At 50.9% G+C, this 18589-nt stretch carries 10 protein-coding genes; 2 read left to right on the forward strand and 8 right to left on the reverse strand.

Features of this window, described 5'->3' with window-relative positions:
• Positions 1–132 precede the first annotated feature (132 nt).
• The gene (locus M975_RS02190) at positions 133–1341 is read right to left on the reverse strand and encodes an MFS transporter (protein ID WP_064557073.1); all 1209 of its coding nucleotides are present in this window, start codon (positions 1339–1341) and stop codon (positions 133–135) included.
• 189 nt (positions 1342–1530) lie between these two features.
• On the opposite strand from M975_RS02190, the gene ushA reads away from it, so the two are divergent.
• Positions 1531–3183, forward strand: coding sequence for a bifunctional UDP-sugar hydrolase/5'-nucleotidase UshA (gene ushA, locus M975_RS02195; RefSeq protein ID WP_064557074.1), 1653 nt, complete (start codon positions 1531–1533; stop codon positions 3181–3183).
• A 90-nt stretch (positions 3184–3273) separates the two neighbouring features.
• Here the strand turns inward: ushA and M975_RS02200 are convergent, their stop codons facing one another.
• From M975_RS02200 to M975_RS02230, 7 genes are all read right to left on the reverse strand, one after another.
• The gene (locus M975_RS02200) at positions 3274–4161 is read right to left on the reverse strand and encodes an AraC family transcriptional regulator (RefSeq protein WP_064557075.1); all 888 of its coding nucleotides are present in this window, start codon (positions 4159–4161) and stop codon (positions 3274–3276) included.
• An 83-nt stretch (positions 4162–4244) separates the two neighbouring features.
• Entirely contained in the window at positions 4245–4724 is a 480-nt protein-coding gene (gene ybaK, locus M975_RS02205) for a Cys-tRNA(Pro)/Cys-tRNA(Cys) deacylase YbaK (protein ID WP_064557076.1), read from the reverse strand.
• A 323-nt stretch (positions 4725–5047) separates the two neighbouring features.
• Positions 5048–5851 carry a TraB/GumN family protein gene (locus M975_RS02210; protein ID WP_064557077.1) on the reverse strand — a complete coding sequence of 268 codons (804 nt, stop codon included), beginning with the start codon at positions 5849–5851 and terminating at the stop codon, positions 5048–5050.
• A 120-nt stretch (positions 5852–5971) separates the two neighbouring features.
• Positions 5972–8479 carry a copper-exporting P-type ATPase CopA gene (gene copA / locus M975_RS02215; protein WP_064557078.1) on the reverse strand — a complete coding sequence of 836 codons (2508 nt, stop codon included), beginning with the start codon at positions 8477–8479 and terminating at the stop codon, positions 5972–5974.
• A 96-nt stretch (positions 8480–8575) separates the two neighbouring features.
• Positions 8576–10027 carry a TolC family protein gene (locus tag M975_RS02220; protein ID WP_209438116.1) on the reverse strand — a complete coding sequence of 484 codons (1452 nt, stop codon included), beginning with the start codon at positions 10025–10027 and terminating at the stop codon, positions 8576–8578.
• Positions 10017–11414: an HlyD family type I secretion periplasmic adaptor subunit gene (locus M975_RS02225; protein WP_064557079.1), complete on the reverse strand. Its 1398-nt coding sequence runs from the start codon at positions 11412–11414 to the stop codon at positions 10017–10019. Before M975_RS02225 ends, M975_RS02220 begins: the two co-directional genes overlap by 11 nt.
• Positions 11411–13579 carry a type I secretion system permease/ATPase gene (locus M975_RS02230; protein ID WP_064557080.1) on the reverse strand — a complete coding sequence of 723 codons (2169 nt, stop codon included), beginning with the start codon at positions 13577–13579 and terminating at the stop codon, positions 11411–11413. The genes M975_RS02225 and M975_RS02230 overlap by 4 nt, the downstream gene beginning before the upstream one ends.
• A 535-nt stretch (positions 13580–14114) precedes the next feature.
• On the opposite strand from M975_RS02230, the gene M975_RS02235 reads away from it, so the two are divergent.
• Positions 14115–18542 (forward strand): C2 family cysteine protease, encoded by a 4428-nt coding sequence (locus M975_RS02235; protein WP_157093317.1) that lies wholly within the window; start codon positions 14115–14117, stop codon positions 18540–18542.
• Positions 18543–18589: the final 47 nt, after the last annotated feature.

The following is an 18589-nucleotide window of genomic DNA, read 5'->3' on the forward strand; positions in this document are numbered from 1 at the left end:
GTGAATTTTTTATAAAAGGCGCATTTGGACAAAAAAAGTGGCCTGAGAGGGGTTTTACACACTTAGTGAGGCAATAACATAGAGGAATATGGGGACGAGTGAAGGCCAATACAATGTATTGGCCTTGATTAATCAGGACTTGTGGCGGTTATCAGGGAGGAATATGGTCAATATGCCCAGTAGCGGCAAGAAGGCACATATTTTATAGACTAATTCGATACTGGTATGGTCGGCTACCAGCCCGAGTACCGCGGCACCCAGGCCACCCATACCAAATGCGAAACCGAAAAACAGCCCGGAAACCATGCCGATACGCCCCGGCATCAGTTCTTGTGCGTAGACCAGAATCGCTGAAAACGCGGAGGCCAGAATAAAGCCGATGATCACCGTCAGAACGCCGGTCCAGTACAGCGATACGTAAGGCAGGAACAGGGTAAACGGTGCCACACCGAGGATTGAACCCCAGATAACGTATTTACGGCCAATTTTATCGCCTAACGGCCCACCAATTACCGTACCGGCTGCCACGGCAAACAAGAAGGCGAACAGGTGGAACTGAGCGTTTTGCACCGACAAACCGAATTTGTGCATCAGGTAGAAGGTGTAGTAGCTGCTGATACTCGCCATATAAAAGTATTTGGAGAAAATCAGCACCAGCAGTACAGATACCGCCTGAATCACTTGCTTGCGCGGTAGCGGGTTAACGACAAGCGCGGCTGTTTTGCCCTTTGCCATGCGATGTTGCGCGGCATACCAACGGCTAATCTGCAGCAATACAATAATCGCCAGCAACGCGGCCAGCACAAACCAGCCGACATTACCTTTACCGTAAGGGGCAATAATCAGCGCGGCAAGCAATGGGCCTAAAGAGCTACCGAAATTGCCACCCACCTGGAACAGTGACTGCGCAAGGCCATGACGGCCACCGGACGCCATTCGCGCCACGCGGGATGATTCCGGGTGGAACACCGATGAACCCGTCCCCACAAGCCCGGCTGCCAACAGCACCATCGGGAAACTGCCCGCTAAAGCGAGGATAACTAACCCGCAAAGTGTGAAGCACATACCAATCGGCAACGACCACGGCATCGGGTATTTGTCGGTGTAGTATCCTACCACCGGCTGGAGTAGCGATGAGGTTACCTGGAATGTCAGCGTTATCATCCCAATCTGCACAAAGCTCAGTGAGAATTCGCTTTGTAGTAGTGGATAGAGCGCCAGAATAAGCGACTGAATCATATCGTTGAGCAAATGGGAGAGGCTAATTGCCCCCAGAATGCCAAACGCGGTGCGAGCCTTTTTTGGCTCCGTTGGTGCGAGTGTTTGTTCCGAGATTGCCATAAATACCTGCAAGGAATTGATTGTATTATTTTATATCGGTTCAGCGATGGAACCGTGGGAAACCGTTACCCTGCTAACATACCTGCAGGAACTTTCTGAAGAAAGTCACAATCGTGAAAAGTTATTTGTCTATGCTAGTAGCTGTCTGCTATTGGTGCGGAAGTATTTTTTTGAATATGGAGATTTGCAATGAAGTTCGTCGTGAAAGGGGTGACCGCAGCACTGCTTATCGCAGTCGGCCTGACCAGCGCATCAGCACTGGCCTGGGAAAAAGATAAAACTTATAACATCACCATTCTACACACCAACGATCACCACGGTCATTTCTGGCGCAATGAACACGCGGAATATGGCCTGGCTGCACAGAAAACTCTGGTGGATAGCATTCGTAAAGAGGTGGCAGAGAAGGGAGGCAGCGTATTGTTACTCTCTGGCGGCGACATCAACACCGGCGTGCCTGAATCTGACTTGCAGGATGCTGAACCTGATTTCCGTGGCATGAACCTGATTGGTTATGACGCGATGGCAATCGGCAACCACGAATTCGATAAACCGCTAACCGTGTTACGCCAGCAAGAAAAGTGGGCCAAATTCCCGCTGCTTTCAGCCAACATTTACCAGAAAAGCACCGGTGAGCGTCTGTTTAAACCCTGGGCCATCTTTAAGCCGCAGGGCATCAAAATTGCGGTTATCGGTTTAACCACTGACGACACCGCCAAAATTGGTAACCCGGAAAACTTCACGGATATTGAATTTCGCAAACCTGCTGATGAAGCAAAACTGGTGATTCAGGAGCTGCAAACCACTGAAAAACCCGACGTGCTCATCGCCGCAACACACATGGGCCACTACGATAACGGCGATCACGGTTCTAACGCGCCGGGCGACGTAGAAATGGCACGTAGTTTACCGGCGGGTGCACTGACGATGATTGTTGGCGGGCACTCGCAAAACCCGGTCTGTATGGCGGCAGAAAATAAAAAGCAGGTGGATTATGTGCCAGGCACGCCATGTGCACCGGATCAGCAAAACGGTATCTGGATTGTTCAGGCTCATGAGTGGGGCAAGTACGTAGGCCGCGCTGATTTTGAGTTCCGTAATGGTGAAATGAAACTGGTGCATTACCAGTTGATCCCCATCAACCTGAAAAAGAAAATCACCTACGATAACGGTGAAAGTGAGCGCGTGCTGTATACACCGCAGATCCCGGAAAACCAGCAAATGCTCTCACTGCTGACGCCATTCCAGAATAAAGGCCAGGCGCAGTTGAATGTGAAAGTAGGCAGCGTTAACGGCCACATGGAAGGCGATCGTAGCAAAGTGCGTTTCGTGCAAACTAACCTGGCGCGTCTGCTGCTGGCGGCACAAATGGACCGTACCGGTGCTGATTTTGCTGTGATGAGCGGCGGTGGTATTCGTGATTCGATTGAAACCGGGGACATCACTTATAAAGATGTGCTGAAGGTGCAGCCGTTTGGTAACACCGTGGTTTATACCGATATGACGGGCAAAGAAGTCACCGAGTATCTGAGCGCCGTGGCGCAGAAAAAACCAGACTCTGGCGCGTATCCGCAGTTTGCTAACGTCAGCTTTGTGGCAACGGCTGCTGGCCTGCAAGATCTTAAAATCAAGGGCGAGCCGGTTGATCCTGCGAAAACCTACCGTATGGCGACGTTAAACTTTAACGCTTCCGGTGGTGACGGCTATCCTGCTATCGATAAAAAACCAGGCTATGTGAACACCGGTTTTGTGGATGCAGAGGTGCTGAAGCAGTATATCGAGAAGAATTCCCCGCTTGATGTGAATGCTTACGAGCCGAAAGGCGAGGTGAGCTGGCAGTAACTTTTCCCCCTCACCCTAACCCTCTCCCAATGGGAGAGGGGATCACCTTTTACGCCCTCTCCTGAGGGAGAGGACCGGGGTGAGGGCGAATTACTTCAACGGCAATAAAATATCGGTTTGCTGCGCATGCTCGGGGTGGTTTTTATCGAGTTCGAGGTAGCGGAAATAGACCGGGAAATCACGTAACTCCTCACCGCTATCGGGTAACCACTGGCGGTAAAGATAATAAACGCTATCGCTGATGCGCTCGTAAGCGCCGACATGGCGCACCACCGCACAACGCCCTCCAGGCAGGGTTTTCACGATAACACCCTGTGGATTTTCTGGAACCACGCCGTTGGCGGCCGCATTCAATTCGCCGCACACATCGAAACGGAACTCCTCACCAGGCGTCGTGGCCGGATCGCTATACGGAACACCGTAAGTCCCTTGTGTCATGTAATCAGAAAGCCCTGACGCTTTGCGCCACTCAATAAACGACGCGACCGTATTATTCACGCGCATCGGGTCGCCAAGATGCTCAAGCACCGCAACGTTCATGGCTTCGACAGTAATGATTTTCACGTCCATATTTTCAAGCCTCTGCTGATTTTCCCGTCCGGGAAATTGAAAATGCACATGCCAGTCAACCCAAACAGGATCTTTGCGAAACTCGCTGGGCGTCAGGCCGAAGGTATTTTTGAAGGCTCGGGAAAATGACTCGGGGTTTTCAAACCCGGCATCCAGGGCAATGTTAATCACTCTTTCCTGAGGATTTCCCACTAACTGGAAAGAGGCCCTTTTCAGCCGCATCAGCGTGATATAACGGCTAACGCTGATTCCGCAGAACTGGCTGAATTGCCGATGAAAATGAAAACGCGAGAAACAGGCGACTTCACTCAGTTGCTCGACCGTTAACGGGCTATCGAGATGCTGTTCAATCCAGCTAAATACTTGCTCAAAACGCCGGGCATAAAGTTCGTTTCTTGCGTTCGTCATCACCCCTCCCTCAAGACGCTTACTTTGCCAGCGACTCTCTTTTCCATCCTGACTGAGATTGCTCTTTTGGGAGGAAATAACGATCAGTCACGGCGGGCAATTTCAGCAAAAGTCGCATTCAGCAATTTTGCGAGATCTGCGGCGGCAAGTTCGATATCCAGCCCGCGTTTACCGCCGGAAACATAGATAGAGGTAAACTCCTGTGCAGGGGCATCGATAACCGTTGGCAGGCGCTTCTTTTGCCCCAGCGGGCTAATGCCACCGACCAGATAACCGGTAATGCGTTGGGCAACCATCGGATCGGCCATATCCACTTTTTTTGCCCCTAACGCTTTGGCCACTTTTTTTAAGTCCAGTTGCCCGGAAACCGGGGTGACGGCGACCGCTAATTGTTTCATGTCACCGTTGATGGCAACGAGCAGCGTTTTGTAGACCTGTTCTGGGTTCAGACTCAGTTTACGAACCACCTCATCGCCAAAATTTGTGTCACTTGGGTCGTGATCGTAAGCATGTAACTGAAAGGGAACTCGGTTTTTTTCGAGCAGTTTTACGGCGGGTGTCATGTGACCTTCTTAGTTCATTTGGCTGGTAAGCGCACAAAATAGTAAGCAGCGTGATATGTTTTCCAAATATTATAATGTCGCTTAATAGTGATAGCGTTAATCGTTACATTGAGCGACAATTCCGTATCTGGTCGTTAATTCGACCAGAATAACTACAACAATATACAAATTCCTCTTTGACGGGCCAATAGCGATATTGGCCGTTTTTTTATCCCCCGTCATACTTCAAGTTACCTCTTTGTTGGCTACACTCACTCACCCGAATCACTTACTTGAGTAAGCTCATCGGGCTTCGTTCACTTGCCGCCTCGATGTAACTCGAATTATTTAGTGGGATATTTCAATAGCCCTGGCAGGTTCCCCTCGCCGTATAAATGCAGTGCTCCGACCGCCACAACGTAGCGCCCCGCAGGCAGTTGTTGCAGGAAATGCTGCCACTGAAGGTTACGTTGATGCATAAGTACATCGTATAGATCGTGGCCAAATGTGTTCGGCAGAGCAACGTTTGTACGCGGTGGCGAATCCATCCACCAACTGATCATCGTTTGCAGCAAACGCGCGTTGGTGTGCCAGTGGGTGAGCGTATCGGTTAATAGCGGCATTCCGCCTTCGGGCAGGCGAGTGAGGATTTCGACTTGATGTTGAGCGCCTTCCAGTTCGATGATCGGAATCGCCAGCGTTTTAGCCTTCTCCAGTAACTGGAAATCTATCCCATATTCAGCCCGCAAGCCGAGCCTCTGCGCCTGGTAAGCCTGCAGCACCAGCGCAATTTGCCAGGCCGGTTGGTTATCAATCTGGCTCAGCGGGATGCCCAGCTCCTGAGTGAGCGACACAACCTGTTCCCAGTCGCCGCCAGACAGGCGTTGCTCCAGCGGGAGTTCATCGGTGTTATTTGGGAAAGGTGAGCCACCTTCGGATATGTCGGCTTCAACAATCAGCGCATCGGCATTATTGAGCTTATCAATCAGTTTGCCCGGTAGCGGAGCCATATCGCGTGTGCCCATATGGATGCTGCCGACGAGGTGCAGGTGGCAGTCTCCGGGCAGAACAATATCCAGAGCAGGCCAGGGATATTGGGTGTTAGAAAGGCTTGAAAACAATGCGGTAATTCGCGATAGCAGACCCATTAGCAGACTCCCTGGCTAAAAAGTCATGCTACCGCTGCGAGTCACCCGGTGCAAATTTCGTAGAGCCACACCGGGCAGACAGGTCACGCTTTACTCGTCGGTCGGATCAGGATCCGGCACTCAGTCCTTCGGTTTAAAGCGCAACAAACGGTTGGCGTTACTGACCACGGTAATGGATGACAGCGCCATTGCCGCACCGGCCACCACCGGGTTAAGCAGTGTTCCGGTCAGCGGGTACAATATCCCGGCGGCAACAGGGATCCCCAAAGAGTTGTAGATAAACGCCCCCACCAGGTTTTGTTTCATGTTCCTGAGCGTGGCTTTGGAAATGGCCAGTGCATCCGCGACACCCACCAGGCTATGGCGCATCAACGTGATGGCAGCCGTTTCGATAGCAACGTCACTGCCGCCACCCATCGCAATTCCCACTTCGGCCTGCGCTAACGCTGGCGCATCGTTGATGCCGTCACCGACCATCGCCACTTGTCGGCCTTGTTGTTGCAGCTTTTTAATCGCTTCGGCTTTGCCATCTGGCAACACGCCCGCAATCACTTCATCAATGCCTGCTTCTTTGGCAATCGCGTTAGCGGTGGTTGGGTTATCCCCGGTCAGCATCACCAGGCGGTAGCCGTTACGGTGCAAACGTTGCAGTGCGCTAATACTGTCGGCACGCAGTGGGTCACGGATGGCGAACAGACCGACCAGTTTGCCGTCGATTGCCAGCAGAACCGGTGTTGCACCACGGCTTGCCTGCGCTTCAATTTCTGCGGCCATTGGGCCGGTATCCACGTTTTGCTCATCAAGCAGCGCTTTGTTGCCGAGCAATAACTTATGCCCCTCGGCTTCACCGCTGACACCCAGCCCACGCAAGGTGCGGAAGGCATTGACCTGCGGTAACGTTGAGCCTGCTGCTTTATCAAGGATCGCGCGCGCGAGAGGGTGGCTTGAGCCTTGTTCAAGCGCTGCTGCCATTCTTAACGCTTCTGTTTCGGACCAGTCATGGTATGTGCTCACCGCCACAACCTGCGGCTTGCCTTCGGTCAGCGTACCGGTTTTATCGAACACGATAGTATCGAGCGTGCTGGCGCGCTGTAGGGCATCGGCATCACGGACTAATACACCAAACTCAGCAGCACGACCGACACCAGAAATAATCGACATCGGTGTCGCCAGACCCAGCGCACAAGGACAGGCGATAATCAGCACCGTGGTCGCAATCACCAGCGTATAAACGATTTGCGGTGCCGGGCCGAAGAAGTACCAGATAGCTGCACTAAGCAAAGCAATCAGTACCACGACTGGCACAAAAACGGCTGAGATTTTATCGGCAAGCTGGCCAATCTCAGGCTTACTGCTTTGCGCCTGGCGCACCATTCGAATAATGCGCGAAAGTGTAGTGTGGTTGCCGGTCGCGGTAGCACGGAATAATACGCTGCCGTCTTGCACCACGGTGCCTGCATGAATCGGCTCGTCGGTGGATTTTTGTTGCGGTACAGGTTCGCCCGTTAGCATCGCTTCATCAAACCAGGCTTCGCCCAGGGTAATTTCGCCATCGACCGGCACGCGGTCACCGGTGGTTAAGCGCAATATCATGCCTGCGGTGACTTCTGCCAGTGGTAGTGTTTTTTCACCTTCTTCGGTGACCACGCGTGCGGTGGGCGGGGTTAAATCCAGCAGGCGTTCCAGCGCTTTAGACGAGCGCTGGCGTGCGCGTTGTTCCAGCATGTGCCCGAGGTTTATCAGGCCGATAATCATCGCACTGGCTTCGTAATAAAGATGGCGTGCTTCCATCGGGAAGTGCTGCGGCCAGATATTGACGGTAATGGAGTAAATCCACGCGGCACCCGTGCCTAGCGCCACCAGCGTATCCATGGTGGCCGTTTTATTGAGCAAACTGCGCCAGGCACTGCGATAGAAATGCCCACCGGCAAACACCATCACGCCCAGCGTGATAATACCGATGGTCAGCCATAACGAGCGGTTGTCGTCGGTGACCATCATGTTGTCGCCAAACATTCCCCAAACCATCACCGGAATACCGACGGCCAGCGCCAGAATCGCCTGCCAGCGGAAGCGTTTTACGGCGGCGTTGGCGGTTTCTTGCTGGCGTTCGCGGCGTTTCACATCGTCTTCGATGGCTTCGGCACCGTAACCGGCGCTTTCTACTGCTTTAACTAAAGATTCGGCGGAGGCAGTGCCCATAATCAGGGCGCTGCGCTCGGCAAGGTTTACCCGCGCCAGGCTGACACCAGGGACATTTTGCAATGCATTTTGTACCCGGGTGACACAACTGGCACAGCTCATCCCGTTGATCAACAACTGTTGGCTATCGTCGTTATCTTCGGTGGCTGTCGGAAGCTTCAATGCGTCCGCTGTCAGCACTTCCGACGGGATTGATGACTCTGTCAGCGGATCAGACTTTGGGTGGCTGGCCGCAGTCGCCTCGTACCCGGCTTGTTTTACGGTGTTGATTAACTCATCAACGCTGGCCGTTCCGGTTACGCTGGCGTGAGTTTGCGTCACTTCAGCGGTATCAACGTCAGGGCGCTGCTCAAGGCTTTCTTTAACGCGTTTAACACAATGACCACAGGTGAGGCCATCAAGGTTTAGATCGATAACGTGAGACATTTTCAGACTCCTTATTTTTGAGAGTAAGGTAAGCCTAAACCTTCCATCAAGGGGAAGGTCAAGCGATACCCTAACTATTTCGCATAGTGCGATTATTCAGGGTACGTCTGCGTTATGCGATTCCACGGTTGCGGGTAATTGGCCTAATATCCCGGTGTTGGCCAGCAGGCTTAAACGTGCGGATTGCCAGTCTGCAATCGCCTGAATTCGTTGCTGTTGTGCATCAGCCAGTGCCGATTGTGCATTCAGGACTTCAAGGATATCGGCCACATTTTTATCGTAACGGCGGCGTGACGAATTAACGCTGGCTTGTGCGGCGTCGAGCAATTGTTGGCTTACGGTCAGCACGCCCAGTGCCGTTTTAGCATCGGCCCAGGCTTTTACCACGTCAGTAAGAATGTGCGCGGTGGTGTCGGCGAGTTGGGCTTCGCTTTGCTCAGCCTGCGCCCGGGCTTCAAGAATTTTATAGTGGCGGCTGAAGCCATCGAACAAGGGAATAGAAACCGTCAGGCCAATATCTTTGTCGGTCTGGTTGATGGTAGACAGCCCCTGGTTCGGGAAACCGTTGCGCGAAATATGCGCCGTCATATCGAGCGTGGGTAAACCATCCGAACGAACCTGGGTGATTTTGTCTTTATCGGCCTGCCATTTTGCCCGCGCCTGCATAATTGCCGGGTGGCGGGTCTGCGCCTGTTTCAACCACTGGTTGAGGTCGTGGATATCCGAAGGAATAACGCGTTCCGGTTGGGCCGGTAAATTAACGGGTGTCTCAAGATTGATACCCATAGCCTGTTTCAGCAACGCCAGGTTCTTTTGAAAATCCCCCCGGCTGTGCATCGCATTAAGCTGTGCTTTTGCCAGCGCAGTGGTGGCCTGCAAGGTGTCATCCTGCGTGGTTGCCCCCTTTTCCTCACGGCGTTTCGCAACACTTAGCGTCTGTTGGGCAAGCTGGGAAATTTGCAGACGTGCTTCCAACACGGCCTGGCTAGTCATCGTTTCAAAATAAGCCTGAATCACCGACACCATGGTTTTTTGCAACGCCGCGTCATGCCCGGCAATCGCGGCTAGCAGCATTTGGTTAGCCGCTTCACGGTTTGCGGCCCGGCCGCCAAAATCAAATAAGCGCCAGTTTAATGACCCGTAATACTGGTTGCCGATACTGCTTGATGCGGGCTGCTGCGAGCCAGATGAATAAGTAGTGGTGTCTTTCAGGCGGCTAACCGAGCCGGTAATGGTTGGCAGATACGCGGCCCTGGCTTCACCGACGGCACCCGTCTGCACTTTAATTTCCGCCCAGGTGGCGCGGATTTGCGGGTTGTTGCACAGCGCGGTATCCACCGCGTCGCTCAGCGCTAGCGGCTGGGTGAAGTCTACAGATATGGCGCAATTGATATGGCTGGCATCGGGCAGTGTCGCTCCCTCCTGCAATTGCATGGGGTGCGCGAGTAACGGGTCATCCAGTAAACCTGTTTCCTCTTGCGCGTAAGCGACAGGCTGCAACCCCAAACCCAGCAGGCCAAGAGCGATTAAAACCTTTTTAGCGTTCATTCAGGCTCTCGTGCGAGTGTTGAATCAGAGGGGAAAGGAAGTATTCAATGACCCGACGGCTGCCGGTTTTGATTTCAATTGAGGCACTCATACCAGGCCTGAGCGCTGACGGTTCGCCATCAATGACCATTGTTTTGTTGGCCAGTTTGATGTGAATCGCGTATTGCGAGTTTTGCGCTTTCTGTGCGTCTTCACCGTGGTTTGCCGGTGCGCTTTCGCCCGCGCCGCTGGCGCCTGCATTCATTGCGTCGCGTGAAACATAAGTCACTTCGCCCTGCATCATGCCGTACCTGGTGTAATCAAATGCCTCGATTTTCACGGCGGCATGCTGGCCTTTATGAATAAAACCAATGTCTTTGTTTTCAACAATGGCTTCGATCTCGACCTGGTTTTGCTGCGGGACGATGACCATCAACGGTTGTGCGGCCGTGACCACGCCACCCACGGTATGCACCGCTAATTGTTGGACCGTGCCGTCAACCGGTGCGGTGAGCTGGAGTTGGGTTTTATGGGCGCTGGCGCGTTGCACATCCTGGTGCGATTCGGCCTGCTGGCGTAACCCTTCGTTGAGTTCATCTTCGGTTTTCTTGCGTGTCTCGGCAATAAACGACTCACGCTGGTGGCGGGCATCAGCAAGTTTGCCTTCCAGTTCGATTTTGTCCTGCTCTTTTTCCTGCCACGACGTTACCGACACATCATGGTTTTGCGCCAGGTCTTTGTAGCTTTGCGCCCGCTCGCGAACAATGGGGAGCTGCATGCTGTAGCGGGTTATTTCCCCGTCTAAATCATGTAGCCGACTTTCAACACTCAGCCACTGGCTGGTGAGGTGCTGGCGGGCATCGCTGACCATTTCCGGCGGGATATTCTGGATATCGCTCAGCGCGGTAAATTTATTCGCCGTCATGGAGTCCAGCAGCGCTCGCGAACGCGCCACCTGCAAGGTCGCCGCATCCTGATCGACTTTCGCGCGCATTTTTTCGTGGTCGATAATTTGCGTATCAAGAACCAGTAGCGATTCCCCGGCCCGCACGGTTTGCCCGTCTTTTACATCAATGCGTTCAACGCGTGCGGTTTCCACAGAGGCAATGGTTTTGGTATGAGCAGAGGGAATGATTTTCCCGCTTGCGGACACGATGATGTCCACTTTGCCAAAAAACGACCACAGCACCAGGAAAGCAATCAGCACCATCAGCAACCGCGCGGTCCAGCGGGCGGTTGGCGAAACGGGGGCCAGCTGTAATGCCAGCGCTGCCGGTAGAAATTCCGCTTCGTCGGCTTTCAGGGTTGGCGGAGTGAGAGCGTGGCGCTGTTTCCAGAACCAGGAAAAATGCGAACGATAGCGCTTCATGAGTTCGCACGAGGCAGCAAAACGCAGTTTCAGGCTCATACGCCAGCTCCTTTTACCGTGCCTTGTTGCAGGGCATATAAATGCGCATAGATCCCGTCAGGTTGTTGAACCAGCTCATCATGGTGCCCGACTTCAGCAATCTGCCCGCGTTCCATCACCACGATTCGGTTGGCTTCACGCACCGCAGACAGGCGGTGCGCGATAATCAGCACCGTTCTGCCTTCACAGATGCGGCGCATATTGTCCTGGATAATTTTTTCCGATTCGTAATCCAGGGCGCTGGTGGCCTCATCAAAAATCAAAATACGCGGGTTTGAGATTAAGGCGCGCGCTATCGCAATACGCTGGCGTTGCCCGCCGGACAAACCGGTGCCGTGCTCGCCGACCATGGTGTCGTAGCCTTCCGGTAACTCACAAATAAACTCATGTGCACCGGCAAGTTTCGCCGCTTCAATCACCGTTTCAATGGAGAGCGTCGGGTTAGTCAGCGCGATGTTGGCGCGAATAGAGCGGTTAAACAGGTTATTTTCTTGCTGCACCACGCCAATCTGGTGCCTTAACGATGTGGTGTTAATCACCGCGAGATCGTGCCCGTCCAGCAGCACGCGGCCACGGTCAGGGATATACAGCCGCTGCACCAGTTTAGTCAGTGTGCTTTTCCCCGAACCGGAGCGCCCGACAATGCCAATCACTTCGCCGGGGTTAATCACGAGACTGACCTGGCGCAGCACTTCTGATGCGTCCGGGCGATAGCGAAATGAAACCTGGTCAAATTCAATCACGCCGGACAATCTCGGCAGGCGTGATTTCTGATCGGCAACTTCAGGGTGAGTATTTAAAATATCCCCAAGGCGACTCATCGAAATACCGACTTGCTGAAAATCATTCCATAACTGTGCAAGGCGCAAAATCGGCTGCGACACCTGCCCGGACAGCATATTAAAAGCGACTAACGCGCCGACGGTCAGTTGGTTATCAATCACAAGGCTTGCTCCCACCCACATGATAGCGGCGGTAACCAACTTGCTTATCAATGTGATACCGCCATTGGCAATGGTTGAAATATTGGTGGCTGAAAGGCCAGAGGTCACATAACCCGCCAGTTGGTCATCCCAGTTTTTAACCCAGCGAGGTTCAACCGCCATGGCTTTGACCGTGTCGATATTGCTGATGGTTTCAACGAGGAAGGACTGGTTTTCCGCCGATTTATTGAATTTTTCATTCAGGCGACGGCGCAGAACCGGGGTAAATACCACCGATAAAAAGACATAAAGCGGAATAGAGGCAATAACGATAAGCGTCAGTTTAACGCTGTAGCTGAACATCACCGCCAGGAACACGAACGAGAACAGAATATCGAGCACGACCGTAATGGCATTGCCGGTCAGAAACGAACGGATATTTTCCAGCTCGCGCACGCGGGCGACAGAATCCCCGACCCGGCGGCTCTGGAAATACGCAATCGGCAGGTTGAGCATATGGCGGAACAGGCGCGCACCGAGTTCGACATCAAGCTTGCTGCTGGTATGCGCGAATACCCAAGTTCGAATACCGCTTAATAAAGCTTCAAATATATTGGCCGCCACCAAACCAATGGCGACCACATGCAGGGTTTTCATGGCGTGGTTAACTAAAACTTTATCCATCACCACCTGAAAGAAAAGCGGGGTGGCTAAACCGATGAGCTGCAACACCAGGGAAATGAGCATGATTTCCCCTAAAATACGCCGGTATTTAATCAGTGCCGGAATAAACCAGGTGAAATCGAACTTAGCTAATGTTCCTGAGAAATTGGCTTTGCTGGCGAAATAAATAACTTCACCGGTCCAGATTTCAGGGAGTTCATCAATGAAAATTAATTCTGGAGGGCTGTTTTCATATTGAATAAGCAATCGGGGGCTGGCGATGTGATTATCATTATTATTACCCGGATCATATTTCCCCAGAATAAAAAAACGCCCGTCACGATGCTGTGCGACCGCAGGCAATACGGCTTTATCGAGGCGGCGTGGGTCCTGGCGCACCACTTTTGTTTTCATACCCAATGACTGTGCCGCCAGCAATATCGCCTGTCTGCCAAAAATGGGTAGCCCGTCAGGGGATATTTCCAGATGGCCAGAAAATTTATGCTGGAGGTTTATTTTATCTACCGCGACCTGATGAAAGGCAGCGATGACCTGCAAACAGAATAAGCCGCTATCCATGAGATACCGCCGACGGTAAATAAGTCATATTTATTAACAAGCCAGTCATAATAATAGGGGGGAGGTGAGAGGCGATTAAATATCACAGGCTCTGGATGTTGTCAAAGTGCTATAGCCATTAAATAATAGTCAAAATTAGACATTTACGCGTTTATCTTTTCCGCCTGCATGTTGCATTACAGGGTTTGGTTTGTAGCTTTACTGATAAATAAATATGATATTTTTTAGCTTTTTAATCATTACTGGATGGTGATTGATCTTAAATAATACAAAGTTGTTTAGTTTCGTAAGTTCCAGTAACGAACACCTTATTTTAAAATATCACTATTTAATACATTGCGATGGAAATTCCAGCAAAAATAAAAGCTGCTGGTCATGATGTTGATTGATAGTATTTATATGAACACACCTTTTCCTTTCAATAACTTAAAAGGTATGTGCAATTTTTATCCTTAACTTCCTGCCTGGGTACTTATAGGGCGGGTCGTTTTTTTATATCTCATAAATATCCTTCTTTCCGGTAAGAGGTTCTGCTGTGCCTGATTCCATACAAAATATCCCCTCCATGCCCGACCTTAATTCAATTGGCTCATGGAGCAAGTCCGATTACGAGAAACTGACCGCTGATTTTGTCAGCAAGATGACACCCGACCAAATTCACTCCATGAATCATACTTCATGGATGCCCGATGCCGCTGCGGCCGGTTTTACAGCTGAAATGGTGGCGAGTATCAATATCAGCATGTATTGGTTCACGCCGGGATGGGTTAACCATCTCAGTACCGAAGCATTACGCGGGCTGACACAAAAGCAGATGAATGAGTTAACCAGCGATACACTTATTGGCCTGGACACCGCTCATCTGGAAGCGTTTACGCCCGATCAGGTCGCGAATATTCATGCGAACTTTTACTGGTTCTCCGGAGAATGGCTAAATAGCCTGAGTATTCCTGCTTTGCAAGCGATCACCGCGACCCAGTTAAACCAGCTTACGAGTGGAAACCTGATTAAACTCGATAGCGCACATGCGGCTGCATTGACGGCGACCCAGGTTGCAAGCTGGAGTACGACCTATTATTGGTTCTCTTCTGCCTTCCTCAACAATCTTAATACCCAGGCATTTCAGGCCATTACCGCCGCGCACCTTAATGAGATAACTGCCGCGAACTTTGGTGCGTTGGATAAGACTCAAATTGCCAATATTAGCGTTGAAAACCTCTGCGGCCTGAATAACTCTCATCTTTCGGCATTATCGGCAGACCAGGTGAGTGCTATTTCACACCTTGATGCCCTGAGTGGCGCACAGTTTGGGCTGCTCAATATTTCCGGGCTTTCCGTATCGACGCTTAAAAACCTGACGGAAAATGAATACTCCGCACTGACAGCCATCCAGCTTGATAAATTAAGCGGCGAACAGTTTGCCGTGCTCAATCTTTCAGGGCTTTCAACATCTGCGATTGGCTCAATGAGTCTGGCGGTTTACCAAAAGCTGAACCCTGAGCAGATTGCGACTTTAAGCTCTGAGCAAATCCATGCGATGGCCCACACCTCATGGATGTCCGATGACACCGGCAGGTCTTTCACCGCAGAACAGGTGCGAAGCATTAATATCGGTATGAATTGGTTCTCGGCAGGTTGGTTAAATAACCTGAGCCTTGAAACATTGCAGGCGATGACACCTGTTCAGGCTGGTCAGATTTCCACCACCACACTTGCGGCTCTGGATAGCGAACACCTGCATGCTTTTACCGCAGAACAGATCGGCAGCATGAATAACTTTGGTGGGCTGAGTAGTGCGCAATTTGGCTTGTTAGATCTTTCCGGAATGACAACATCGGTCATCGGCAATTTAAGCAGAACTGAATATGACGGGCTGACAGCGAATCAAATTACGGGTTTAAGCACTGAACAAATTCAGGCAATAAAACACGTGGATTGGCTCCCTGTAGGGGTGATAAGCGAATTTACCGCAGTGCAAACCGCGGCGTTGGGTAATAAGCTTGCGCAACTCACAGCCGAACAAGTTGTGGCAATGAATAGTTTACAGGAGCTGAGTAGCGCTCAGTTTGGCTTATTAAATATTTCTGGGTTACCGGTTTCTGTTATTGCCAATTTAACCTCGACCGAATATGCAGGGCTTAGCGCAAAACAGATCTCGGCATTAAGCGCGGAACAAATTAATGCCCTGCAACACGTAGACTTGCTGTCGGTTGCAGCGGTAAGTGGATTTACGGCAGCTCAAATGCCTGCTTTGAGTGACAGCGTACTTTCACATTTAAGTGCGGATCAGGTTGCGGCAATAACGCACTTAAGTGCGCTGAATAGCCAACAGTTTGGACTGTTAAATATCTCACATCTTTCCGAATCAGCTATTAACGGTTTAAGCAAAACGGAATATGAAGGGTTAACTGCACTTCAGGTTTCCTCTTTAAGTCCTGCACAAATTAAGGCGATGTACCACCCATCCTGGATGTCGGATGCCACTGCGAGCGCTTTCACCCCCGAACAGGTGCAAAACATTAATATCGGTATGAACTGGTTCTCGGCGGGTTGGTTAAATAACCTGAGCCTTGAAACATTGCAGGCGATGACGCCTGTTCAGGCAGGCCAGATTTCCAGCGCAACGCTTGCGGCCCTGGATAACGAGCACTTGCACTCCCTTAGCGCAGAACAGATCGGCGGCATGAATAACTTTGGTGGGCTGAGTAGTGCACAATTTGGCCTTTTAGATATTTCCAGAATGCAAACGTCAGTCATCAGCAAATTTAGTGATACCGAATATAAAGGACTTACGGCTAACCAAATTGCGACCTTAAGTGCCGATCAAATTAACGCCATGAGCCATGCCGCATGGATGACAGATGATGCAGCTTCCGGGTTTACGCCAGATCAGATAAAGAATTGCACCCAGAATTTCTACTGGTTCTCCCCTGGCTGGTTTAATAACCTGACGACAGAAGCATTCCATGCAATAAAACCTGAACAGATGGGCCAGGTGTACCTTGATGCCTTTAATGGGCTGGACGCTGAACGTCGTGCCCAATTAACCGCGGACCAGGTTGGCGGAATTATCTATAATTTTTACTTCTTCTCTTCTGACTGGTTTAACAGTTTAAGTCCTGCGGCAATGAAAGGAATAACTGCCGATCAGTTTACTCATATTCAGACTGATAATTTTAAGCATTGGGATAACGACCATTTGGCTGCATTAACGGCAGCACAAGTCGCAGTTGCTCCGCACCTGAATGCACTGACTAGCGATCAGTTCGGGCATTTAGATATTTCTCAACTCTCGGTTACCTCTATCGAGACATTATCTAAAACAGAATATCAAGGGCTAACAGCGCAGCAAATTGCCTCATTAAGTGCCGAGCAAATTCAGGCGTTGCAGCACCTTAGTTGGATCTCAGCGGCCGCAACTCAAGGTTTTACCGCCTCCCAAATGCAGGCCTTTGGCAATGATTTATCAGGTTTTTCCGCGACATTCCTCAATAACCTGAGTCTGGATGCAATGAGTGCGCTCACTCCGTCACAGCTTAAGACCCTTACTCCTGTTGCATTTATTGGGCTGGAATATCGACATTTCCTTGCTTTGAATAATTTCTCTGATTTGATTGATATGGTGTCGTCGTTCACATCCGATCAGTTGTTAACGCTTTCTCCAATGCTGTCTATCGAGCAACAGGGGCTTCTGTCACAAGGCCAACAGGCGTTAATTAACAAATCTGTGGATACGGGTTTCTCATTGGTTGACGGTGTGCATGACCCGATACTGAAAACCAGCATGCATAACGCAGTGACCAACGACTCTTCTTTGTTTAGCTTTACAACGATTGAGTCCGTGCTTAAAGATTTAGCCTCTCAATTAACCGGTGACCTTAGCGCAAGCCAGTACAACGATATAAAAAATTATGTGCAGCAAGTTGGCAATGTTTGTGGCACTGACTCGGCAGTTTACTCGCTATTAAGCGGGTTGATGGGTACCAATGGCGCATCTGTTTACTGGAGTGCTACCGGTGACGGGGAGCGAATTGGCAGCTTGAGTGAGGGCTCGTCAGCCACGCAATTTAACCAGCTAATTTCCACCTGGTTTGATGGTGCAAACGACCCGAAATCTTCCTCATCTGATCATGTTGATGGGCGCCCACTTTTCGCTAAAGGTGGCCCGTCAATTAACGACATCACTCAAGGTTACATTGGGGATTGTTCGCTCCTGTCCGCACTTCAGGCGGTAGTGGAAACGGCACCAGACTTCATTAAGTCAATGATTGTTCAGAACCCGAATGATACTTACAGTGTGCGCTTCTTTAATAAAGGCGTGCCTCAATGGGTCACAGTAGATGGCAATGCCTATAGCAGTGGCACAAATTCAGCAACCTCAAGTTGGGCGGCGATTGTCGAACGGGCGAACGTTGATTTTGAAGCGACTTATTTGAATGAAGTGAATGCTTACTCAAGTTTGCCTGGTGGCTACGACAAACTGGGGGAAATTACGGGTGATACCTACACAACATTCAGAGCGGTATATACAACTGAGGAAAAATGGAACACCACGGACTTTGATCTATTGAAAACCGCGGTACTCAACGGTCAACCTGTGCAACTTTCTAGTTGGGATAGCTCCGTAAATGCTGATACCGGGCAAACTAATCTTGTTGGCGGGCATGCTTTTGCGATTATCGGTTTTGATGACTTAACGAATGATTTTATTCTTACCAACCCGTGGGGCGCTTTCCGTACTGACGGCGTTCAGGGAACATTTGAAGCCTCAATGGATCAAATGTGGCAGAAAGGAAATTACAATACCGGTATTGCGATCGTGAACTCAACTGGAGCATCCGATGCTGCCGGGCAACTTGTTCACGCTATGGCCGCAATGAACACATCACCTTCTGCAGCGCTCACCACCGCTGCGTTACCTGTCAATGTGAATAACGGCACCCTTGCTGCTTCACATGCCTGATAGTGAGTCTGATCAAGCCCTGCAAATGCAGGGTTTTTTTAGGTTAT

Source organism: Buttiauxella brennerae ATCC 51605, from assembly GCF_001654925.1.
In the GTDB taxonomy this organism is placed as follows: Bacteria; Pseudomonadota; Gammaproteobacteria; order Enterobacterales; family Enterobacteriaceae; genus Buttiauxella; species Buttiauxella brennerae.